Raw genomic sequence first — 20,981 nt, 5'->3', positions numbered from 1 at the left:
CGTCAGGCAAGCCATCCTCACCGCGCTCGCGCAGCCGCCCCCAATCCGTTGTCCCCACTGCCGCAGAACCATCTCCGCTAAAAATCTGCCAAAGTAGTGCTAGGTCGTGAACCCATAAATGGGAATGAGGGAGATGGGTGAAAAGCGATCGTTGCGTCGTTTGACCGATCGCGCATATTGTCGAGGAATGACTGAACTCGCATTAGAACCCGGCGGTGGATTGAGAGGTCTTCCGATTGGATCGTCCAAAGGAAACGTTCGGACATTTTTCGGTGATAAGCACCAGCCGTTTAAGCGTACACCCGAAGGCAATCCGATGGATTATTGGGCGGATGCAGGCGTTTTTGCCTACTATGATTCTGACGAGCGCCTGGAGGCCTTGGAGTTTGCAAGCCCAAGCAACCCGACATTGAACGGATTGGCTCTTATCTCGGTATCGATGGGCGAAGCGACACAGATTCTCCAATCTCTCGACCCGAAGTTACGCTTGGAGCCGGATGGCGCAACCTCAACGCAGCTTGGTATAGGCGTTTGGTCCTCGACAGGCGAAGTCGATCAACCTGTGATGTCCGCGATAACATTCGGATCGGGCTACTACGATTAGGCTGTAGCGCTGAACGTCTGATTTTGACGGGTTTACCAACTCGCTTCCATATCGCGCGGGATTGTGATTCAGGCTCAATATGAGCCGATATGACCTGACCGACTTCGAGTGGCGCGTGATCGAACCGCTGTTACCCAACAAACCTAGAGGCGTGCCGCGCGTCGATGACCGACGCGTGTTAAACGGAATCTTCTGGGTGCTGCGCTCCGGTGCGCCATGGCGCGACCTGCCCGAGCGCTATGGGCCACGCACCACCTGCTACAACCGCTTCTCGCGTTGGCGAAAAGCAGGTGTTTGGGATCGGCTCATGGACGCCATCAGCGGAGCGCATGACGGTGAAATCCAGATGATCGACAGCACTTCCATTCGGGCGCACCAGCAGGCTGCGACGGCAAAAAGGGGGGCGCAGATAATTGTCTCGGTCGCAGCCGAGGTGGCCTCACGACCAAAATCCACGTCGTCGTCGACGCGCAAGGACTCCCGATCCGGCTCGGCCTGACGGCGGGACAAACGCACGATGGGCAGATCGCCGATCGATTGCTCGACCATCTCGGCCCGCGCATTATCGTCCTGGCCGACAAGGCCTACGATGCCGACCGTATCCGGGAGTTGATCCAGCAGCGCGGTGCGACGCCCAACATTCCCGCCAAGCGGAACCGGAAGTGGAAACCTTGCTTCAGCAAGCGCCTTTATCGCGAGCGAAACCTGATCGAGCGCTTCTTCTCCAAGCTGAAACATTTCCGCCGTGTCGCTACACGGTATGACAAACTGGCAGCCAACTTCCTCGCCATGATCCAACTCGCCTCAATGCGACTGTGGCTTCGCGCTTATGAGTCTACGGCCTTGCTAGATATCTAGCCGGCTTATTTCTTCTAACAGGCGGTCAACATCGTCCGCGAAGTTGTATGCGTGGACCGAGATTCGCAAGCGCTCGTCTCCACCCCATGTAAGGATGCCCCGCGCGCGCAGTTGGGCCTCCAGCCTTTCGGACTTGCGTGTAGCAATTGCGATGCTTCCTGCACGCTTTTGAGGCTCTTCGGGTGTCATTACCGGCAAATTGAGCTTGTTGAGTCCATCTAGCAGCCGACTGCCCAGGGAAAGAGCATGCGCTTCCAGTCTATCGATTCCTAAATCCTCAAGAACGGATAGCGAGTTTTCTAGGTAGTAGATGTTCATAAAACTCGGATTGCCACCTTCAAAACGCTCCATATCGGTCTTTAACTTGAAGTCACTGGTTATGTGCCACGGCGTGTCTGGAACGACTGAGTTCCACCCGATCGCGCTTGGTTCAAGATCAGGCCAGCGCATAGAATTTGCGTAAAAAACCGCTACTCCATGAGGCCCAAAAAGCCACTTGTAACAGCTCGACACAACGGCGTCACACAGACTACCGTCTACAGGAACGACGCCGAGAGAATGAGACGCATCAACGATAAGGCGCACACCAGTTCGATCACAAATCTCCCTGAGTTCGGCTAGATCCGTCCGCGCACCGTTCAAATAACTAACGTGACTCACGACTATAGCGCGGGTGTTCTTGTCAATAGTGCGTTCAATCTGGGCGGGGGACGCGAAAGTCGCTGACGGTTCAAGAATTCGCACATGGAAGGGTCGCCAGACGTAGCGCAAGGATGGAAATTCGGATGCCGCTACAACTACATTGTCATCAGCGCGCCATCGGGTGCCAGTTGCGATCGCATGCAATCCCGCTGTTGCGTTCCAGAGCAGTGCTACGTCTTCTGCCTTTCCTTTCAGCAACCTCCCGATGCGAGTTCGTGCCCTCGCCGCGGTTTCGTACATGCGTTCTCTTCCCGGCATGCCTGCTGCCTTATCGACCATAAATCTGGTGACCGCCGCTGCGCTGCTGATCAGAACGGGGGTTTCCCCAGCGGCGGCAAGATGCGTCCCGTTTTCCAGGCCAATAAACTCGTTTCTCGGTATTAGACCAGACATAGGCTGTAGTTCTCTTCCTTAAGTAAGGGGCACGCTAAAAATAAACAGTGTCGGTTCAACTGGATAGTATGAGGTCTAGCCAGTTTTTCATTCTAATCCAAGCGCCTTTTGGAGCTCTCCGCAATGCGGCATAAAACTCTTCCCAGAGATTGAGGCTCGTAGCGGAGTCCTCGGAGGTGCCTTTGACGAGAGACCGTTTCTACTCTGCTCGAGAGTAGTTCGATTGTTGTGGCAATGACATGCTTTGTGGAAGATTCGACGCTTTTTTCTGTTTTCTAAGTCTCTGATCACGTTGCAATCGAGCCTCGCACCAACACCTGCGTGTGATCACTCCGGGAAGCGAGTGCAGTTTGCATTTCAGACACTCTAATCGAGCCTCGGCGGGTGTGTCCGCCGGGCGGGGCGTCTTGAGGCATCGGCAGCGGTTGGATGTCAGCCGGCGCCACCGCTTGGTCGACTTGGCCAAGTCGGTCGGAAAGCCGCACTTGCTGAAATCTTGTCGAACTCACCGCTGGCCTTCAGCTGGTCGAAAGCCGCGTCATAGGCATCGCGCAGGGCGGAGTCGCTTTTGCGGAAAGCAGCGCCCGCGCAGTTAACAGGTTCGTCCTTGATTGGGCTGACCATTTCGAGGGACGGGTCGTTCACCTTTCCAAGGAGCGCAACAACCGACAGGGTAGGATACACATAAGCATCCACGCGGCCGGCCTGTACCATTTTGATGGCGCTCTGCTCGTTATCAACGGCAAGGATATTGCCGCGGCTGATGCCAGCTTTCATCATGTTCTTCTCGGTGATGCAACCGCCACAGGTGGCAACAGTGATTTTGGTATTCGCGGCTACGCCCATATGGTCGAACGCTTTGAAAGCGGCGGTCATCGGCGTGACGACGGGCAGGCCCGGGCGGTGCTATGGATTCTTGCGGCTATGTTGTCGTAGCCAAGCGTCATCGTCCCTGAAGTGCAGCGATGGCGTCCAGGCGTTCGGTCGGCCAAATCATGGAGGCCGACTGCGCAAAGTGGCTGGCGACTGTCGTCCAAGGTGGCGAGGTGAGCGACGAACGCAGATCTAATGTCTGCGCGAGAATTGCCTTGTTGTGAGCCAATATTGTTCCCCAGAGGGAGTTAAATTGTGGTATTAACTGACGGGTGAGTGTAACGTGGGTCTAGGCAGGGTGACGGACACCATCGCGTCGTATTGTTGCCCTGCCCCTGTCGCAAGCCCGTCCCACCGCGTGGCCTGCATTACGTCCAACTCTCCTTCCCCTCGCCCGGAGCGGTCTGCAGGGCGCGGCTGAGGGCAAGGTTCGCGATAGCAGTGTCCTGTACACCCGTGCCTGTCAAATCAGCAATTGTAATTTGACTGTCGTCTTGTCGGCCAGGTCGAGACCCTGCGATCACTTCACCAAGTTCGCAAAAATCCGGCCGGTCCTCTATCGATCCAGCTACAAGGGCGTGATGCAATTCACCAATTTTTCTGGTTTGGCTAGCGCTGTCTGCGGCATAGAGGTCTGCACATGCTAGTGCAGCGGGCGCGATCTCGTTTTTGTACTCCGCATCTGAGCCCATTGCCGTAACATGCTGCCCCGGCTCAAGCCATTGGGCTTGCAAGATAGGTTCACAAGAGGGTGTGGTCGTCACAATAATGTGCGACCCCGAAGTTGCATCCCAAGGCTTCTGAAAAGCGGCCACCGGAATTCTCAATTCAAGAGATAATTCGTCCGCAAGTGCCTTGGCCTTGCTCTCATCGCGAGCCCAGATCCGCGCTTCTCGCACCGGCCGGACAAGTGTCAGCGCACGGAGTTGGAAACGCGCCTGCATACCGGCTCCGAGTACGGTTACGACAGAAGCATCTTTTCGCGACAGGTACTGCGCAGCGACAGCTCCTGCTGCGGCTGTGCGCACATCGGTGAGGTATCCGTTGTCCAGCAACACTGCCTCAACAAGCCCGTTAGACGCAGACAACACCACCATCATCCCGCTTGTGCTAGGCAGTCCCAAAACGGGATTAGAAAAGAATCCCGAACTTATCTTGATTGCGAAGTTATCAAGGCTAGGAACGTAGGCGGTCTTGATATCGACCTCGCCCTTAAACTTCGCAATATCCAGTCGAAGCACTGGAGGCATCAAAACATCTTGATTGCTCAGGGCCAAGAAAGCATATTCGATACATCTGACCGCGCTCAAATCCAAGGGGACAAGCGCTCGAAGTGACGCTTCCGACAAAATCTTCACCGCGGACGTCCCCCAAAATCCAAGTCCGTGCTGCCGTCACGACCAATTATTCGACGATGCAGCGTCATATCAATGTTGCGTCCAGACAGAATGAGAGCGATTGGGCCTTTGAGATACGAGACCTTCTGTGCCAAAATAAACCCGATGCTCACGGCGCCCGCGCCCTCGAGAATTTCGCGCTCATTTTCGTAGGCGTGTTTGATACCTGAAGCAATTTCCTCCTCTGTCAGGAGCACAATGTTATCGAGGAGTAACGAGCACATCGCGAACGTGATTTGATTTTCGAGACCTATCCCGCCGCCTAGCGAATCTGCCAGAGTTGCTACTTCTTTGACCTGAACGGGCATTCCAGCGTCGATACTGGCTTTCATTGCAGCGCCTTGATCCATCGTTACGCCGATGACCCGGACATGTGGACGTAACGCCTTTACTGCCAAGGCGATTCCTGCAGCCAAACCTCCTCCCGATACCGGCACAACGACGGTTCCAACCTCAGGAATGGATTGCGCCAGCTCAAGGCCGATTGTTCCTTGACCCGCTACGACATCAGGGTGATCAAAAGGTGGAATCATAGTTAGCTTTTCTTCGTGCTGCAGGCATTCGGCGGCATCCTGAGCTTCGTCATGCGAAGTACCGACTATCCGTACATCCGCACCCAGGCGCCTAATCTCGAGCACTTTGTTCTCTGGCACCAACTGGGACATGAAAATTGTGGCCGGTAGGCCAACCGATCTGGCAGCAACAGCGAGCGCACGACCGTGATTTCCCGTCGACGCTGCGACGACTCCACGAATTGAGGTGGAATTTACAATGCGCCTGAGAGCATTTGTTGCCCCCCGCAGCTTGAAGCTGCCTGTGAATTGATGATGTTCTAATTTTAGGAAAACCGGAACGCCGGCTACTTCCGTTAAACTGGGCGAAGCGACAGTTGGCGTTTTGTGCACCACTTCCGAAATCCGCCCTTGCGCGTCTTGAATATCTTGCAGCGTGACTGTCACAAGCTAGCCTCTTCATCTCAAATTGGGTCGGCCTGACTCGATAAGCGCAATCCATCTCCCCTTCAGATACCATCTGCGGCAGGTTGAAGCCCTGCGGATTTCCAGGATAAGAGGGGAAAGTCTGCAAAAGTCGGTAATAGTTTGCAGATTTCCAGCTCTACACACGTGGTTTGCCAGCAAGGTGACTGCTTGCGAGCGGGGAAAGAGCTGAATGCGTCCTGCGCATTTTCGGCGACGACGTTCCGCACTGCCGAAATTCGTCGAATCATCCCCAGCCACCGCAGAACTTCCAGCCACTTTCAACAAAGGTCGCACCAATTCTGCATAATGGCATGTTATAAGAAAGGTCATGGCATTGAACTGAAGTCGTTTTTGAGAGCTTGCCAGAATCGTTAGTTGACATCGCAACTGAACGTTGGGGGTGTCTTTTAAAAATCCCAAAATCGGCCGCTCGTCGGTTTTGACATCGACGTAACCACGGAGCTCGCAAAGCGCATTGGCGTCAAGGTTCGTTTTGTAACGCCGAGCTGGAACTTCATCGCGGCTGGCCATTGGAACGACCGCCGGGGCATTTCAATTGGATCGATGACCCCGACTTGCAGCCCATCAGTCGGCGATTCCGGCGAGAATTTGGCAGCAGTCACCCGCACGAGGCAGATACATGATCAACAATACGCCTATTCGCCCGAGAGAAACTCCCGTTCAATCCAACGAAATTGTCATAATTGGTGGCGGCATTGCCGGGACCAGCCTCGCTTACCATCTGACAAAGTTAGGTAAAAAGGACGTTGTCATCCTCGAGCGGCATGCGTTGACATCAGGAACGACCTGGCACGCTGCTGGCTTGATCATGCAGACCCGCGGCACCCACGCGCTGACTGAGATTGCAAAATACAATGCAGAGCTTTATGCCACGCTCGAAGCGGAGACCGGCCAAGCGACGGGTTTCAAACAAAATGGGACGCTTGGTGTCGCTCGCACAAAAGACCGGCTTAATGAAACAGCTCGCAGCGCTTCAGTAGCCAAGAGCTTTGGGCTCGAAGCTCATATGATCTCTCCTCGCGAAGCGAGGGAGCTCTATCCTGCAATGGATGAATCGGTCATAGAAGGCGCTGTTTACATTCCGAAGGACGGCCAGACGAATCCGATCGACACCTGCATGTCATTGGCGGCCGGCGCCAAACAACGCGGCGCTAAAATCCTCGAGAAAACAGAAGTCGCGGACTTGTGGCGCACGCAGACTGGGGCCTATCAGCTGCGCACCAGTCATGGAGTTATTGAGGCTGAGGTACTGGTTCTCGCCTGCGGTCTATGGACAAGAGATCTTGCCGCGAAGCTTGATGTGAGAGTGCCCCTTTATGCAGCCGAGCATTTCTATGTCGTGACCGAGCCGATGGACATCGTGAGGCCGAGCCTTCCAGTTCTCCGCGACACGGATGGACACGTTTATATCAAAGAAGACGCCGGCAAGCTGCTGATTGGAGCGTTTGAACCTTGGGGTAAGGCCCTACCGATGGAGAGCTTGCCAAAAGACTCTGCGTTCATTGAACTCCCCGAGGATTGGGAACATTTCGAGCTCCCAATGACTAAAGCAATCGAAATCGTTCCAGCCCTTCAGAACGCTGGCATCGCAAAGTTCTTTAATGGCCCTGAGAGCTTTACCCCCGATCTGCTGTTCATGATCGGCGAAGTGCCGGGCATGAAAAATCTATTTGTATCCTCAGGATATAATTCGGAGGGAATTGAATTTGGCGCCGGTGCAGGCCGCGCCCTAGCTGAGTGGATCGTCACGGGTGCGCCTCAGATGGACGTGAGCTTCATCGATGTGGCGCGCTACCATCCGTTCCAGATAAACAAACAGTACTTGCGAGATCGCATTCCCGAAGTATTGGGCCTTCACTACAAGATGCATTGGCCCGGGCATCAGCCAAAGACTTCCCGCGGCGTCCGCAAGAGTCCCCTACACGATCGATGGGCCAAGCTCGGCGCCAGCTTTGGGGAAGGGATGGGTTGGGAGCGACCGATGTGGTTTGCCGGCGAAGGCCAGCCGACGGAAAACGTCTATTCCTACTCGGAGCCTAACTGGTTTGAACACACCGCCGAGGAGTGTAAGGCGGCAAGATCGAGTGCCGTGCTTTTTGACCAAAGTTCGTTCGGCAAACATTTGATTCAAGGCCGCGATGCCTGCACGTTCCTTCAGAGACTCTGCGCCGGCAATGTAGACGTGCCCGTTGGAAAACTTGTTTACACCCATATGCTCAATGAAAAGGGTGGAATCGAAACTGACATTACGGTGAATCGCCTTAAGGAAGCTGAATTTCTGATTATATCATCGGCAACAGTACACCCACGGGATAAGGCTTGGATCACTCGCCATATCACTGACGACTGTAATGTCACTCTTACTGATGTGACATCGGCCTATGCAGTCCTTTCTTTGCAGGGACCAAAGTCGCGGGACATTCTTGCCAAGGTTACCGATGCAGACTTGTCAAATGAAACTTTTCCTTTTGCAACGAGTAAAGAAATTGATGTGGGCTACGCTCGCGTCATTGCCAACCGTCTCACCTATATCGGTGAGCTTGGATGGGAGCTCCACGTTCCATCAGAGATGGCGCAGCACGTATTCGACGTCCTTTGGGGCGCCGGGAAGGAACATGGTCTAAAGCCGGCCGGTTATCACGCTCTTGAGCACATGCGATCCGAACGCGCCTACCGCGAATACGAGTTAGATTTAACGCCAGTCGACACACTGCTCGAGGCGGGTTTGGGTTTCACTATCGACTGGAACAAGACAGGGGGCTTTATTGGCCGGGAGGCAACCGCGAAGCAGAAGGCGTCTATGCCGCTTAGGAAACGTCTGGTGGCGTTCAAGCTCAAGGATCCAAGTCCAGTATTGTTCCGAGAAGAGCTCATTCGACGCGATGGCAAAATCGTCGGCTACATCTCGTCCGGCATCAAAAGCTTCACACTTGGTTCGTCGATTGGGCTCGGTTACGTGAATCGGGACGATGGTGTAACAAAGGAGTTTGTCGAGACTGGCCGCTGGCAGATCGAAATTGCGGGCGACCTTTTCGATGCGGATGCGTCTCTGCAAGCGTTCTTTGATCCCGCGGGTGAGCGCCTAGGGCGCTGACAGGCAAACCTCTCAGTCGCAGTTGCTACCGGGGATTGCAGCTATCGATAAGAACTAGGGTTGAAAAAAGACGGGTCTCTCCCTTGAGCTTTTATAGGCAAAACCGGACCCCACCCTCCATATATCCGGTCAAAAAAGAAGGTTCTCGTCCCAGGGGGTTGTCGATTACAACGTCAAGATTCGCGTCAAGCCTGACGGCACGGGTGTTGGACTCACCAACGTCAAGATGTGGATGAACCCGTTCGACGAGATCTCGGTGGAAGAGGCCTTGCGTCTGAAGGAAGCCGGCAAGCCCGAGGAAGTGGTCGTCGTGTGGATCGGTCCCGCCAAAGGCCGAAGAGACGCTGCGCACGGCGCTTGCCATGGGTGCCGACCGCCCCATCCTGATTGAGACCGACGATGCCGTCGAACCGCTTGCCGTCGCCAAGATCCTCAAGGCTATCGTTGACGCCCAAAAGCCCGGCCTCGTCATCGTCGGCAAGCAGGCGATCGATGACGGCAGCAACCATGGCCAGATGGTGTCGACGGTGCTCGGCCGGGCACAGGGCACGTTCGCCTCGAAGGTCGAGATCGGTGATGGCAAGGCGCAAGTGACGCGCGAAGTCGACGGCGGCCTGCAAACGATCGAGATTAAGCTGCCGGCGGTGGTGACCACCGACCTGCGCCTCAATGAGCCGCGCTACGCCTCAATGCCGAACATCATGAAGGCGAAGAAGAAGCCGCTCGACAAGAAGAGCCCGGCGGATTTCGGAGTCCCCACAGAACCGCGCCTCAAGGTGCTGAAGGCCGATGAGCCATCGGGCCGCAAAGCTGGCGTCAAAGTCAAGTCGGTCGCCGAGCTGGTCGACAAGCTGAAAAACGAGGCCGGCGTCCTTTAAGGTTCGAAAAAGGGTTTACCACCATGGCCATTCTTCTTCTTGCTGATCACGACAACGCAACTCTGTCCGACCAGACCGGCAAGGCACTGACGGCTGCCGCAAAGATCGGCGGCGACGTGCATGTGCTGGTCGCTGGCAAGGGCGCCAAGGCGGCGACTGATGCGACCGCCAAGCTCGCAGGGGTCTCCAAGGTTCTGGTCGCCGAAAGCGACGAGCTCGCCACAATCTGGATCGCTGGCCGATCTGATCGTCTCGCTGGCAGGCAGCTAGGACACGATCGTTGCCGCCGCCACCTCGACCGGCAAGAACGTCCTGCCGCGCGTCGCGGCCCTGCTCGACGTCGCGCAGATCTCGGAAATTATTGAAGTCGTCTCGTCGGACACCTCCAAGCGTCCGATCTATGCCGGCAATGCTATTCAGACGATCCAGTCGACCGACGCCGAGAAGGTGATCACCGTGCGTGCGGCTTCGTTTTCCGTCGAGAATATCTCGGCGGCGGCCTTTTCTTCGCCTCTCTCGACCTTCGTCAAGGACGCACTGTCCTCCTCTGACCGTCCCGAACTCACTTCTGCCAGGATCGTCATCTCGGACGGCCGTGCGCTTGGCTCCTTGGAGAAGTTCCAGGAGGGTCATTCTGCCCGTCGCTGACAAGCTCGGTGCGGCCGTCGGAGCGTCACGCGCTGCTGTCGATGCTGGCTACGCGCCGAACGACTAGCAGATCGGCCAGACCGGCAAGGTCGTCGCGCCGCAGCTCTATATCGCTTGCGGCATCTCCGGATCAATCCAGCATCTGGCCGGCATGAAGGGCAAAGATGTTGACGAGGATGGTCTCGACATTCTTGTCGCCAAGCACGGCGCGGAACGACTTCGCCACCCGCTCCGGCGAGGCGCCGCCGCCGATGTCGAGGAAGTTGGCCGGCTCGCCGCCGGCGATCTTGATCATATCCATCGTCGCCGTTGGCAAGGCCGGCGCCGTTGATGATGAAGCCAATGTTGCCGTCGAGGCCGACATAGGAGAGGCCGCGGTCGCTGGAAGTTTCGCGCGGGTGTTCCTGGCTCTTGTCGCGTAGATCGCAGACTTCCGGCCGCCGATACAACGCGTTCTCGTCGAACGACATCTTGGCATCGAGCGCGTCGAGATTCCCGTCGCGGGTGACCACCAGCGGATTGATCTCCAGCATCGAGGGGTCGTTGTCGCGGAACACCTGGTAGCAGCTGAAAGACGGTCTCGGTCGCTTGGCGATCAAGTTCTGATCCAGACCGAGCTCAAAGGCGATCTCGCGCACTTGGAAGCTTGCATGCCGACGCGGGGTCGACCGTGGCGCGGATGATCGAATCTGGCTGCTTTTCAGAGATGTCCTCGAACTCCATGCGCCGGCGGCCGAAGCCGCGATTCATGACGCGCGCGTCTCGAGACTTGACGTGTGACCGTCATCTTCCAAGCCTAGACTGTTAGAAATGTCCCCTATTCATGAGGCCCCCATAAAGCAGACAGAGATCAGACGGAGAAAAACACAGCAAAACGTCGTTTATTCGCACGCGAACACCTTGGTGACCCTACATTACGCTGCCAATCACCGCAGTTGCAGGGCTAGGTTGACGGAAATGAACAGTCGATTTGGAGTTACAGATGAAAGGTTCAGCAACCGCCGCATTAAAGAGGCTCAAACGGCAGGACCTTCTGCAAAAATGCGCCTATGTGAATGGCGCTTGGCTCTCCAAGGTTGAAACAATCTCGGTGGTGGATCCGGCTACTGGCGAGGAACTGGCTCAGGTGGCAGCCTGTGAGATGTCCGATGTGGACACTGCAGTCAGCTTCGCGAGAAGCGCATTTCAACGATGGTGCGATGTTGTTCCTTCGGAACGGGGCGCATACCTGCGGAAATGGGCCGCAGGTATGCGCGAGAATGCGGAAGACCTTGCCGCCATCATGACCGCCGAGCAAGGCAAGCCATTGACCGAGGCGCGCGGTGAGATTTCATATGCCGCTAGCTTTCTTGACTGGTTTGCAGCGGAGGGCGAGCGGGCATATGGCGAGACCATCCCGAGCCATCTTACGGGCAGCCGACTCTCTGTGCAGATGCAGCCGGTCGGAGTAACGGTCGCCATAACCCCTTGGAACTTTCCGTCGGCGATGATCACCAGGAAGGCAGGAGCCGCGCTGGCTGCCGGCTGCACCATGATTGTCAAGCCTGCCCCGGAAACGCCTTTGTCAGCTCTGGCGCTTGCCCGTCTTGCCGAGGACGCAGGAGTCCCCGCCGGCGTGTTTCAAGTGATCACGGGAGAGGCTCCCCCGCTCGCAAAATGGCTGTTGGATCACAGCGATGTGCGGGCATTCTCCTTCACGGGCTCAACCGAGGTCGGTCGGGTCCTGCTCGAGCAGTCCGCAAAAACCCTGAAGAAGGCTTCACTAGAGCTTGGCGGCAATGCTCCTTTTATCATTTTCGACGACGTACCGTTGGAGACCGCCGTGGCCGGGTGCATGGCAGCCAAATTCGCCACATCCGGTCAGGACTGCCTGGCAGCGAACAGGATCTATGTCCAGCGGAGGAGCTATGTCCGCTTTGTGGAAGAATTCGCGAAGGCCACCGGTAAACTGAAAGTCGGGCACGGATTGGAACCTGGTGTCGACATTGGCCCAATGACCAAACCATCTGTCGCCGAAAAGTGCAGGCGACAGATTTCCGAAGCTCTTTGTGCCGGAGCCCGCATCGTTGTTGGCGGACAGGACAGCCCGTTCGGGGGCAATTTCGTCACCCCGACTGTTCTCGCCGACGTCACGGACGACATGCTGATAGCCAAGGAAGAAACTTTCGGTCCAGTGGCGGCAATCTTGGTTTTCGACGACGAGGCGGAAGTGCTCGCCCGGGCCAACAACTCGGAAATGGGTCTTGCGGCGTATGTCTACACGCGGGACCTCAACCGAGCCATGCGGCTGACCCATCAGCTGGAGTACGGCATGGTCGCCGTCAACACCCCGAAATTTACCGGCGCTCCCATACCCTTCGGCGGATGGAAACAGTCTGGACTCGGCCGCGAGGGCTCAAGACATGGTCTCGCCGAATATCTCGAACCCAAATACGTGTGCATCGGCAACATCGCAGCCTGAAAGGAAAGCGCTATGGCTATCAACATCAGGGATATTAGCGAGAAGGACAGAAACGCTGTCCTACATCCTTTCACGCAGCTCAAGGACTTTGCCACCGGCAAGCTTGGCGAGCCAACGATCGTTGAGACCGGGAAGGGGATCCGCATTCAGGACGCGCATGGCAACAAATTTATCGATGGTTTTGCCGGCCTCTACTGCGTCAATGTCGGCTATGGCCGCACCGAAGTGGCAGAAGCGATCTCGCGTCAGGCCTATCGCCTAGCTTATTATCACTCCTATGCGGCGCATACGACGGACGAGCTCGCGATCCTCTCCGATCGCCTCGTGAAGATGGCGCCTGGCAAGATGAGCAAAGTATTCTACGGCATGTCAGGCTCGGACGCCAACGAGACCCAGGCCAAGCTCGTCTGGTATTATAATAATCTTCGCGGCAAGCCAACCAAGAAGAAGATCATCTCGCGTGAACGCGGCTATCACGGGTGCAGCGTCGTCTCCGGCTCGATGACGGGCATGAGCTTCTACCATGACCACATGGACCTCCCGCTCCCGCAGATTGTTCACACCGGTGTTCCACATCACTACTGGGGCGCGAACCCAGGCGAGTCCGAACGCGAGTTCTCAGGCCGCCGCGCTGCCGAGCTCGATCAGCTGATCGAACGCCTGGGCCCGGACAATGTGGGCGCCTTCATCGGTGAGCCGGTGCTCGGCACAGGCGGCATAACGCCTCCGCCGGAAGGCTACTGGGAAGCAATCCAGGCAGTGCTCAAAAAGCACGATGTGCTGCTTATTGCAGATGAAGTCATAACCGCCTTCGGCCGCACGGGCTCGATGTTCGGCTCGCAGCACTATGGCATCGAGCCAGACCTCATCACGATTGCAAAGGGTCTGACTTCGGCCTATTTCCCACTTTCCGCGGCAATTGTCGGTGAGAAGGTCTACAAGGTTCTCGAAGACGGGGCGGACAAGGTCGGCGCATTCTCGCACGGCTACACCTACTCAGGTCACCCGATCGGAGCTGCGGCTGCGAATGCGGTTCTCGACATTGTCGAGAAGGAAGACCTGCCCGGCAACGCCCGTGACGTCGGCGCTTTTTTCCAGGCACAGCTGAAGGAGAAATTCGCGCAATTGCCGATCGTCGGCGAAGTGCGCGGCGTTGGCCTTATGGGGGCAATCGAGTTTGTGGCCGATCGAGACAAAAGGAAGCGTTTTGATCCGACACTCAAGGTTGGCGCGCGAATTTCCAAGGCAGCGCGTGAGCGCGGTCTTATCGCTCGCGCTATGCCGCACGGCGACATTCTGGGCGTTGCCCCGCCGCTTGTGACAACCAAATCTGAAGTCGAAGAGATCGTGGCAATTGCTGAAAGCGCAGTGCGCTTCGTCATGGATGAGCTCACGCGAGACGGGCTTAACATCTAGACGGACAGCAGCCGAATTTGCGGTACCAAGACGCCCTGAAGGTCGCCCGACCGTTCAACAGGCGCAGCTTTCGCCCGCTCTACGGAGCGGTTCACCGGGTGGCGACGTGATTGGGCAGATCGAGTAACACTTATCGGGAGAATCATGGACCCCCGACCGCAACGGGCCGGCGCCGAAAGCGCCCAAGCACGAGAGCAGAGCCTCGCTCGGGAAACCGAGGCGATCGCCTCGGACCGGCAGGCAGCAGGCTTTTGCTAGAATGCTGTCGAATACGGGAAAGGAACCAGCCGGGATGCTAGACTTACAGTCCACATGCCGAAATTTTTGCTTTTACCTCCTGCCGGCCTTTTCACTCCAGGCCTTCTCGTCGGCAGTCGAAGCGCTGAGGCTCGCCAATGAGGTGCTGGGGCGGGACGTGTATAGCTGGCAGGTCATCTCGGACGACGGGCAACCTGCGGCCTCGAGTTGCGGGTTGTCGGTTTGCGCTGGTTCTTCGTTGTTCTTCGAACGTGAAAGAACCCGTCGATCGATCTCAGCACCGGCTGTCGTGGTCGTCGGCGGCCGCAATGCTCCCAGTCCGCACAAACAGCTTGATGCCTGGCTACGAGAGTGTCGCAACCGCCGCGGCAGCCTCGTAGGGATAAGTAGCGGTACGATTGTGCTTGCTCGGGCGGGGCTTGCAGAAGGGCGGCGTTGCGCCGTTCACTGGGAGCAATTTCCTATATTCTCTGAGCGGTTCCTGGGTGTGGTAGCCACTCAAACCGCCTTCGAGCGGGACGGCGACCTATACACTTGCGCCGGGGGGGACGCCCCCTTCGACATGTTTCTGGATTTGGTTGACCGCCATTATGGGACGATAGTCGTCAACCGCATTTGCGAAAAAGCTATCACGTGTCGGACCCGTTCGGCGGGTGACCGCCAACGTCTACCTCTTCATTCTCGAGTGCAACTAAACCATCAGGCGGTCATCAAGGTAATCGAGGAGATGGAGTCAAACCTCACGGAGCCATTGCTACTAGACGAACTTGTGGTGTCAGCCGGCCTATCCCGCCGCCAAATCGAGCGGCTGTTTAGGCGGGAACTGGGATGTTCTCCGAGCCGCTATTATTTGGATCTTCGTCTGGAACGTGCGCACCTGCTACTCATCAGCTCGCGCCTGCCGGTCCTTGAAATTGCGATGGCTTGCGGCTTTGTCTCTGCATCGCACTTCTCAAAAGCGTACCGCGACGCTTATGGATGCGCGCCGCATCAGTCACGATTACCAGTTTACCGACGTAAGAAAATAAGATCTTGCGGCCCAGACGAAATGAGAGGCCGGCAAATCGATCGGAGGCTAAGTAAGAAAGAATTCCCAACTAACCACTAGCGGAGGCGCCGCGTTGTTCTCTGAGGATCGGTGTGGCGCTCCTTTTGCTGAATGGCCTCAGCATACTAGCCGATGACCGGCTTCGATTAGCTCTTGGCGATTGTCTCGTTGTGAATCGGCGCGGCCCCGCCCGCATTTTAGCACTGGCGTTAGGTGAAGACATTGGGACGCGATAGAATAGGATGATTTCGACATGATCTCTTTGCCCTTCCTCCCGGACGAATACCGCAGCAGGCTTCCGCCATCCTGTCGGAGATGGCACGACGCGGTCTCGATCTTCTCGTCGTCAACGACGTCGCTAACCAGCACTACATCACCGGCTATGACGGCTGGTCGTTCTACACGCCGCAACTGGCGCTGGTACCGCTTGCGAACGAGGAGCCCGTCTGGATCGGCCGCGCCATAGATGCCGCTGGCGGGCTGTTGACGGCATGGATGAAGCCCTAGAATGTTGTCGGGTTCCCGGAAGATCATGTCCAGCGCGCCGACCGCCATCCGATAGACTGGATTGCCGCCTGGATCGAAAGGAAGGGCTGGGGGCGCGGCAATATCGGCATCGAGCTCGAGGCCTACTACTATTCCCCGAAGGCGCATGCGCGGCTGACCGCCGGCCTGCCCAATGTAATCTTCCGCGATGCCGACCTTCTGGTGAACTGGATCCGCAGCGTCAAATCAGACGCCGAGATCGGCTACCTCCGCAAAGCCTCGCGCCTTGCTGAGGCGGCGGTCACCGCGGCCTATCAGGTGATTGCGCCAGGCGTGCGCGAGTGCGACGCCATCGCCAAGGTCAAGGCCGCCCAGATAGCCGGCTCGCCGGATTTCTCCGGCGACATCACCGCGCTCCCGCCGACCATACTCGGCGGCGAAAATGCCTCGGCGCCGCACATTATGTGGAGTGACCGCCGCTTCGGCGACAACGAAACCGTCGCGCTCGAATTGGCTGGGGTCGTGCGCCGCTACCGGAATATGTGAAATCTAGTCTAGGCGCACTTTTCGGCGAACAGGTCCTCCAACTTTTCGGTAGTGGGCATGCCGAAGTTTGGTCTTTGATCGACGAGCATGCCATCGACTGCCAGGCTGTGAGGAACGGTACGCTTCATTGCGCGGTCGGGGAAGCGGGACTTGATAAGCTCCGGGAACCCGAGCGGCAGTGGCAGAAATAGGGCGCGGCCGTGAAGCTCCTTAATGCAGAGGAAACGGCGGCACGTATCGGTACAACAGCTTATTCCCGATCCTCGACCTGCGCGGGAACTATCCCGCCACTCGGTGGGCGCGCTCCGAGGCGCCGGTGCCAGGATCCACCGAGCATGTGCCATGCGTGCCCTCCGCAAGCTCTTTCCGCAGATCGCTGCAGTTGATTTCGAAGCCGAATGGTAAGGCATGATCGTAGTGACCACCTGCCTCGTTTTCACGCTTGGCATCCAATGTAGTCAGCATCTGCGGCTATAATGGCCGTGGAATTTCACCAGGTACGGTCTTTGGGCGTGTGCTGGCCGACCATATTCTCGGGAAAGTCGCAGATGCGGATTTGCCGCTTCTGGTCACCACGCCGGAAACGGCGACTTTGCGCGCACTAAAGGAAAACTACTATGAGGTGGGGGCCCAGCTGGCCCATTTCGTCGACGCTCGTTTCTGACTCGCAAGAATGTTTGATCCCGGGCTTTGAGTGGGCATCCTCATCTTCCGAATCAAAGGATGCGCTATGGGCCAAGTTCTTCACGGGAGCGCCACAACGACAGAGGCGGTCCGTCGGGCGATACAGTATAGTCATGTCGTCGCGCACAAGCCAGGTTCCGAATAACTCTCAGCGACAATCTGGAGCGTATTCTCTCTGCTGAAGCGTCGCCGGCGACGGCTCTCGATAATCTCAAGCCGTTCCATTCCGCACTGTCCTTATTGACCGATCGCGGCGTGCAATATGCCTGCGCTGAATACGCTTCACGACTTGCGGCGCATCGCATCCAGCCGAGCATGAGCCGGATTGGCAATCCCTATGACAATGCCAAGGCTGAGCGCTTCATGCGAACGCTAAAGGACGAAGAGGTCGATGGCCGAGCCTATCGCGACATCATCGATGCCAAGAAAAGCATCGGCGAATTCATCGAGCGGGTCTACAACAGGCATCGCCTGCATTCAGCGCTCGACTAGAGAGCGTCGGACGTTCAGTTTGAATCGCGAGGGATTCCAGTGAGGCGTGGTTCATGATTCACTTCCTGTAGGAGGTGATTTGCCATACCCAAGCCCTATTCGCTCGATTTGCGTGAACGTGTTGTGCGGTTTGTCGAGGCTGGCCACTCGCGGCGTGCGGCGGCGGCACATTTTGGGGTGTCGGTTTCGTTTGTCGTGATCCTGATGAGGAACTATCGAAAGACCGAGAGCCTGGCGCCCAAGGCCAGCGGTGGCCGCCGCCATTCCAAGCTCGACCCGCATCGTGCGTTCCTGCTTGGCCGTGTGGCCGAGAAGGATGACATCACCATGCCGGAGCTTGCCGCCGAGCTGGCCGCTGCTACAGACGTCCAGGTCGCTCCTGCCTCGATCTCGCGCTGGCTCATCAGGAATGGCTATCGCTTCAAAAAAAACGCTGCTGGCCAGCGAGCAAGATCGTCCCGACGTCAGCAAGGCGCGGCAGGAGTGGCAGACCAGGCGCCAGCCGCGGATGCGGCTTGAGCCACATCGGCTGGTGTTCATCGACGAAACCGGAACCACTACGAAGATGACACGTCTGCGCGGCCGCTGCCTAAAGGGCCAACGGCTGCGCTCAAAGGCACCGTTCGGGCATTGGAAGACGCAGACCTTCATCGCCGGGTTGCGCTGTCATGGGCTCACGGCCCCTTTTGTTATCGACACGCCGGTGAACCGGTGCATCTTCGAAACCTATGTCGAAACGCAGCTCGCTCCGACGCTGGCAAAGGGCGATGTCGTCATCCTCGACAATCTCGCTGCCCACAAGAGCCCGGCCGCCGAGGCAGCGATCCGGGCCAGAGGGGCATGGCTGCTCTTCCTGCCGCCCTACAGATCTCAATCCCATCGAAATGGCATTCGCCAAGCTCAAGGCGCACCTGCGCGCAAAGGCCATCAGAACCATCGACGCCCTGTGGCAGGCCATTGGCGATATCTGCAATCTCTTCTCTCCAACAGAATGCAGAAATTACTTCGCAGCCGCAGGGTATGGACTCACATGAAAGTCGCCGCTCTAGCTCTCGCCGGATGAATACGAAGCCGGTCTAACGCGATTGCGCCAAGATCCCCCAGCCGCAATCCAAAACCTGGAGAACTGTCCCTAACCTAATTAGTGTCTCACCCAAGGGGTGCAGTCCACTCGGTAACAAAATTAGATGAGGCAACACGAGACGCGGCGGCAAGCTGGGACCACCTGCGCTGGTGCGGAGAAGGTTAGCGGGCCGCATTACCCTACTATTCGCCAAGGGTCGGAAATGGTATGATCGACCAACTGATTAAGTCGACGGAAGCCTGCAGTATCTCCGCGGTCTGAGCAAGGGTGGGTGAAACTGCTACGACATATCCCATAGAGTCTCGGTAATCGCCCTTCCTGACGATCGGCATCTTGGATGTAACGTACAATTTGACCTCTGCGACACCTGGTACGGCAGCCGCCCGGTTGCCGCCATCGATCCAATCGAGGATGCCATCGCGATCAGGAACCAGGAGCCGCGTGACCACAGTCTGCGAATGCCTTTTGCGCAAATCCCATTCCTCGCCGATGACAAGCTTGAGGTGCGCGGTGACGAGATCGACACCATAAGCCAGCTGAATTCGTTTAGGATCCCCACCACCCGGCATACGCGGATTGATTTCAATGACGACTGGGCCACGGTTCGTCCACCGGAATTCAATGCAGGTTGGCCCCCAGCCAAGGTCGAGAGCTCGCAAACAGCTCAACGAAACATCGGTGATACGTTTATAAGCGTCATCAGTCAGGGCGGCCGGATGGGTGTATTCACGAAAGACGAAATGCGGTGGAGGGCCAAACTCAGCGGCGGCAATACCAATGATCTCATTTCCCATTATGTTAGCGCAGTAGTGTGGACCTTGTGCGAATTCTTCGACCAGTATCCTTGGCGAAGACCGCCATACGTGCTTCCCGCTCAACAGATAGGTTGTATGTTCAGCTAACTCGTCGACGTTGCGGCACATTCGAACACCGACGCTTCCGATGCCTACTGCTGGCTTAACTATCACCGGTAGGCCGATCTCCGCGGCTGAGCGTTCTATATCCGTCGCGTTCGCGGCCAAGCGATAAGCCGGTATTGGAACGCCGGCCTCCGCGAGGAGCTGACGTTGAATGAATTTATTGCAGCACCGTTCAATCGATGCGGGGTTCGGTCCCGGTAGATCGAAATGCCGGCAGAGCTTGCCAACTGTCGCAGAGACCGACTCGTCGTCGCCCGCAAAACCAGTAATGCCAGCAATGTCGTAGGTCTCACGCAGCTTGGAACATTCGCGGATCAGCGCATCGTGATCGTGTGTATCGATAGGGATTGCCTCGATACCTTTCGCCGCAAGATAGTCGTGTTGAGCTGGATCCGCCGCCAGGGTAATTGGATAAAGGCCAAGACGCTGGGCCGCTTCGATGTATAAGGGACCATTACCCCTTGACCATTCAATCATAATGAGCGCTCTTTTTGCCATTGCCGTTGACCCTCCGGATGCGTGCTGTGTGGCGGCTCCAGCCTAAATCGGGCACCTTTCTTCAGCCGTGCCTGACTTAGACCCTGCCGTGAGCGTATCATCGTCAGCGATTTGCGGGCGCAAAGATCCTGTAAACTTATTTGAAGGATCTGTTGCAACGGTTGGATTTGCAGGTGAAGAAAGTTGGCGAGCTGCTTGTCAGGCCGTAAATCGGCGAAACGCGGGGCCAGGGAGGGACTCGGATTGGAGGCTGACCTCGCCTGTCATTCTTGCGTCATTTGTGCGAGCCAGTGCATCTCACTAGTCAGTCCGATAACTTAGCTGCACTTGCCACTGGTCGCCCGGGGTGGCTGGGAATGTTTGACGAAGCACTGCACACCAGCAGGTAGACCTAGCCGCCTTGATGCACGGCGATGAGGTTTTGGCGGCCTGAAGCGGCGATGTGGCCGCTGTTGGGCGCTTTCCGCGAACCTCGTCAGGCGCCGGCGGTGATCCGTCGTGATGGCAGGTGGGGTTTGCAGGTTGCGGTCGGGTTCGTTTCGGGGCGTCGGCGCCCCGTCGGCTATGTCACGAGCCGCGGGATGCGATCGAGGACGATGCGCAGGATGCGCTGGTCGGGGCAGGATGTCGGCAGGTGCAG

The 20,981-nt window shown here is 57.1% G+C and carries 19 protein-coding genes and 4 pseudogenes; 16 read left to right on the top strand and 7 right to left on the bottom strand.

The genetic code is table 11. The features are described 5' to 3' along the window. Nucleotides 1-133 precede the first annotated feature (133 nt). Together NKH89_RS35120 and NKH89_RS35115 are read left to right on the top strand one after the other, a co-directional pair. Nucleotides 134-604, top strand: coding sequence for a hypothetical protein (locus NKH89_RS35120; protein WP_352911868.1), 471 nt, complete (start codon nucleotides 134-136; stop codon nucleotides 602-604). 79 nt (nucleotides 605-683) lie between these two features. Further along, nucleotides 684-1,462, top strand: a protein-coding gene (locus NKH89_RS35115; RefSeq protein WP_352911866.1) for an IS5 family transposase whose coding sequence is annotated in 2 segments (ribosomal slippage) — nucleotides 684-1,008 and nucleotides 1,008-1,462 — 780 coding nt in all. Because the reading frame shifts where the segments join, the coding sequence is not laid out codon by codon here. Here the strand turns inward: NKH89_RS35115 and NKH89_RS35110 are convergent. The 5 genes from NKH89_RS35110 to NKH89_RS35090 form a co-directional block, all read right to left on the bottom strand. After that, nucleotides 1,451-2,404, bottom strand: coding sequence for an aminotransferase class V-fold PLP-dependent enzyme (locus tag NKH89_RS35110; RefSeq protein ID WP_352911865.1), 954 nt, complete (start codon nucleotides 2,402-2,404; stop codon nucleotides 1,451-1,453). The genes NKH89_RS35115 and NKH89_RS35110 overlap by 12 nt on opposite strands. Nucleotides 2,405-2,989: 585 nt before the next feature. Then, nucleotides 2,990-3,433: a type 2 periplasmic-binding domain-containing protein gene (locus NKH89_RS35105; RefSeq protein ID WP_352911863.1), complete on the bottom strand. Its 444-nt coding sequence runs from the start codon at nucleotides 3,431-3,433 to the stop codon at nucleotides 2,990-2,992. 365 nt (nucleotides 3,434-3,798) lie between these two features. Then, nucleotides 3,799-4,788, bottom strand: a complete 990-nt coding sequence (locus NKH89_RS35100; RefSeq protein ID WP_352911860.1) for a cyclodeaminase — start codon at nucleotides 4,786-4,788, stop codon at nucleotides 3,799-3,801. Next, nucleotides 4,785-5,786: a hydroxyectoine utilization dehydratase EutB gene (gene eutB / locus NKH89_RS35095; protein ID WP_352911858.1), complete on the bottom strand. Its 1,002-nt coding sequence runs from the start codon at nucleotides 5,784-5,786 to the stop codon at nucleotides 4,785-4,787. The genes NKH89_RS35100 and eutB overlap by 4 nt, the downstream gene beginning before the upstream one ends. 12 nt (nucleotides 5,787-5,798) lie before the next feature. Further along, on the bottom strand, nucleotides 5,799-6,338 hold the full coding sequence (locus NKH89_RS35090; RefSeq protein ID WP_352911855.1) for a hypothetical protein: 540 nt from the start codon (nucleotides 6,336-6,338) through the stop codon (nucleotides 5,799-5,801). Here NKH89_RS35090 and NKH89_RS35085 point away from each other — a divergent pair. The 6 genes and pseudogenes from NKH89_RS35085 to NKH89_RS35950 all read left to right on the top strand — a co-directional run. Continuing rightward, nucleotides 6,252-6,566 (top strand): hypothetical protein, encoded by a 315-nt coding sequence (locus NKH89_RS35085; RefSeq protein WP_352911873.1) that lies wholly within the window; start codon nucleotides 6,252-6,254, stop codon nucleotides 6,564-6,566. The genes NKH89_RS35090 and NKH89_RS35085 overlap by 87 nt on opposite strands. Continuing rightward, nucleotides 6,448-8,922: a GcvT family protein gene (locus NKH89_RS35080; RefSeq protein ID WP_352911852.1), complete on the top strand. Its 2,475-nt coding sequence runs from the start codon at nucleotides 6,448-6,450 to the stop codon at nucleotides 8,920-8,922. Before NKH89_RS35085 ends, NKH89_RS35080 begins: the two co-directional genes overlap by 119 nt. Nucleotides 8,923-9,043: 121 nt before the next feature. Next, a pseudogene (locus NKH89_RS35075) lies at nucleotides 9,044-9,800 on the top strand (electron transfer flavoprotein subunit beta/FixA family protein). Between the two features lie 23 nt (nucleotides 9,801-9,823). Beyond that, entirely contained in the window at nucleotides 9,824-10,165 is a 342-nt protein-coding gene (locus NKH89_RS35960; protein WP_502896991.1) for an adenine nucleotide alpha hydrolase family protein, read from the top strand. Further along, on the top strand, nucleotides 10,077-10,448 hold the full coding sequence (locus tag NKH89_RS35955; RefSeq protein ID WP_502896990.1) for a hypothetical protein: 372 nt from the start codon (nucleotides 10,077-10,079) through the stop codon (nucleotides 10,446-10,448). The genes NKH89_RS35960 and NKH89_RS35955 overlap by 89 nt, the downstream gene beginning before the upstream one ends. 70 nt (nucleotides 10,449-10,518) lie before the next feature. Next, nucleotides 10,519-10,563, top strand: a pseudogene (locus tag NKH89_RS35950) (hypothetical protein); the annotation flags it as partial. 15 nt (nucleotides 10,564-10,578) lie between these two features. On the opposite strand, the gene NKH89_RS35945 reads toward NKH89_RS35950, so the two are convergent. Further along, on the bottom strand, nucleotides 10,579-10,743 hold the full coding sequence (locus tag NKH89_RS35945; RefSeq protein ID WP_502896989.1) for a hypothetical protein: 165 nt from the start codon (nucleotides 10,741-10,743) through the stop codon (nucleotides 10,579-10,581). Between NKH89_RS35945 and NKH89_RS35940 the strand changes: the two genes are divergently transcribed. The 8 genes and pseudogenes from NKH89_RS35940 to NKH89_RS35030 all read left to right on the top strand — a co-directional run bounded on the left by NKH89_RS35940 (nucleotide 10,736) and on the right by NKH89_RS35030 (nucleotide 18,873). Beyond that, complete coding sequence (locus NKH89_RS35940; protein ID WP_502896992.1) at nucleotides 10,736-10,870, top strand: hypothetical protein; 135 nt, start codon at nucleotides 10,736-10,738, stop codon at nucleotides 10,868-10,870. The two genes, NKH89_RS35945 and NKH89_RS35940, sit on opposite strands and share 8 nt — an antisense overlap. Nucleotides 10,871-11,430: 560 nt before the next feature. Further along, nucleotides 11,431-12,909, top strand: coding sequence for an NAD-dependent succinate-semialdehyde dehydrogenase (locus tag NKH89_RS35060; RefSeq protein WP_352911849.1), 1,479 nt, complete (start codon nucleotides 11,431-11,433; stop codon nucleotides 12,907-12,909). A gap of 12 nt (nucleotides 12,910-12,921) precedes the next feature. Beyond that, nucleotides 12,922-14,325, top strand: coding sequence for an aspartate aminotransferase family protein (locus NKH89_RS35055; protein WP_352911847.1), 1,404 nt, complete (start codon nucleotides 12,922-12,924; stop codon nucleotides 14,323-14,325). 259 nt (nucleotides 14,326-14,584) lie between these two features. Further along, nucleotides 14,585-15,691 (top strand): GlxA family transcriptional regulator, encoded by a 1,107-nt coding sequence (locus NKH89_RS35050; protein ID WP_352911844.1) that lies wholly within the window; start codon nucleotides 14,585-14,587, stop codon nucleotides 15,689-15,691. A 193-nt stretch (nucleotides 15,692-15,884) separates the two neighbouring features. Further along, nucleotides 15,885-16,651 (top strand): annotated as a pseudogene (locus NKH89_RS35045) (M24 family metallopeptidase); the annotation flags it as partial. Between the two features lie 454 nt (nucleotides 16,652-17,105). Beyond that, nucleotides 17,106-17,327, top strand: a complete 222-nt coding sequence (locus NKH89_RS35040; RefSeq protein ID WP_352911841.1) for a hypothetical protein — start codon at nucleotides 17,106-17,108, stop codon at nucleotides 17,325-17,327. A gap of 275 nt (nucleotides 17,328-17,602) precedes the next feature. Then, on the top strand, nucleotides 17,603-17,839 hold the full coding sequence (locus NKH89_RS35035) for an integrase core domain-containing protein (protein ID WP_352911871.1): 237 nt from the start codon (nucleotides 17,603-17,605) through the stop codon (nucleotides 17,837-17,839). A gap of 84 nt (nucleotides 17,840-17,923) precedes the next feature. Beyond that, nucleotides 17,924-18,873 (top strand): annotated as a pseudogene (locus NKH89_RS35030) (IS630 family transposase). Nucleotides 18,874-19,105: 232 nt separating this feature from the next. Here NKH89_RS35030 and NKH89_RS35025 read toward each other — a convergent pair. Then, entirely contained in the window at nucleotides 19,106-20,341 is a 1,236-nt protein-coding gene (locus tag NKH89_RS35025) for an ATP-grasp domain-containing protein (RefSeq protein WP_352911838.1), read from the bottom strand. Nucleotides 20,342-20,981: the final 640 nt, after the last annotated feature.

The sequence above is a fragment of the Mesorhizobium sp. M0923 genome (assembly GCF_040319365.1).
In the GTDB taxonomy this organism is placed as follows: domain Bacteria; phylum Pseudomonadota; class Alphaproteobacteria; order Rhizobiales; family Rhizobiaceae; genus Mesorhizobium.
This window is presented reverse-complemented; position numbering and strand designations above follow the sequence as displayed.

Excerpts from the sequence above, each read along its gene's own strand:
- NKH89_RS35120 (WP_352911868.1), top strand. The coding sequence starts at position 134 with ATGGGTGAAAAGCGATCGTTGCGTCGTTTGACCGATCGCGCATATTGT.
- NKH89_RS35110 (WP_352911865.1), bottom strand. The coding sequence starts at position 2,404 with ATGTACGAAACCGCGGCGAGGGCACGAACTCGCATCGGGAGGTTGCTG.
- NKH89_RS35105 (WP_352911863.1), bottom strand. The coding sequence starts at position 3,433 with ATGACCGCCGCTTTCAAAGCGTTCGACCATATGGGCGTAGCCGCGAAT.
- NKH89_RS35090 (WP_352911855.1), bottom strand. The coding sequence starts at position 6,338 with ATGGCCAGCCGCGATGAAGTTCCAGCTCGGCGTTACAAAACGAACCTT.
- NKH89_RS35080 (WP_352911852.1), top strand. The coding sequence starts at position 6,448 with ATGATCAACAATACGCCTATTCGCCCGAGAGAAACTCCCGTTCAATCC.
- NKH89_RS35960 (WP_502896991.1), top strand. The coding sequence starts at position 9,824 with ATGGCCATTCTTCTTCTTGCTGATCACGACAACGCAACTCTGTCCGAC.
- NKH89_RS35945 (WP_502896989.1), bottom strand. The coding sequence starts at position 10,743 with ATGATCAAGATCGCCGGCGGCGAGCCGGCCAACTTCCTCGACATCGGC.
- NKH89_RS35060 (WP_352911849.1), top strand. The coding sequence starts at position 11,431 with ATGAAAGGTTCAGCAACCGCCGCATTAAAGAGGCTCAAACGGCAGGAC.
- NKH89_RS35055 (WP_352911847.1), top strand. The coding sequence starts at position 12,922 with ATGGCTATCAACATCAGGGATATTAGCGAGAAGGACAGAAACGCTGTC.
- NKH89_RS35050 (WP_352911844.1), top strand. The coding sequence starts at position 14,585 with ATGCTGTCGAATACGGGAAAGGAACCAGCCGGGATGCTAGACTTACAG.
- NKH89_RS35025 (WP_352911838.1), bottom strand. The coding sequence starts at position 20,341 with ATGGCAAAAAGAGCGCTCATTATGATTGAATGGTCAAGGGGTAATGGT.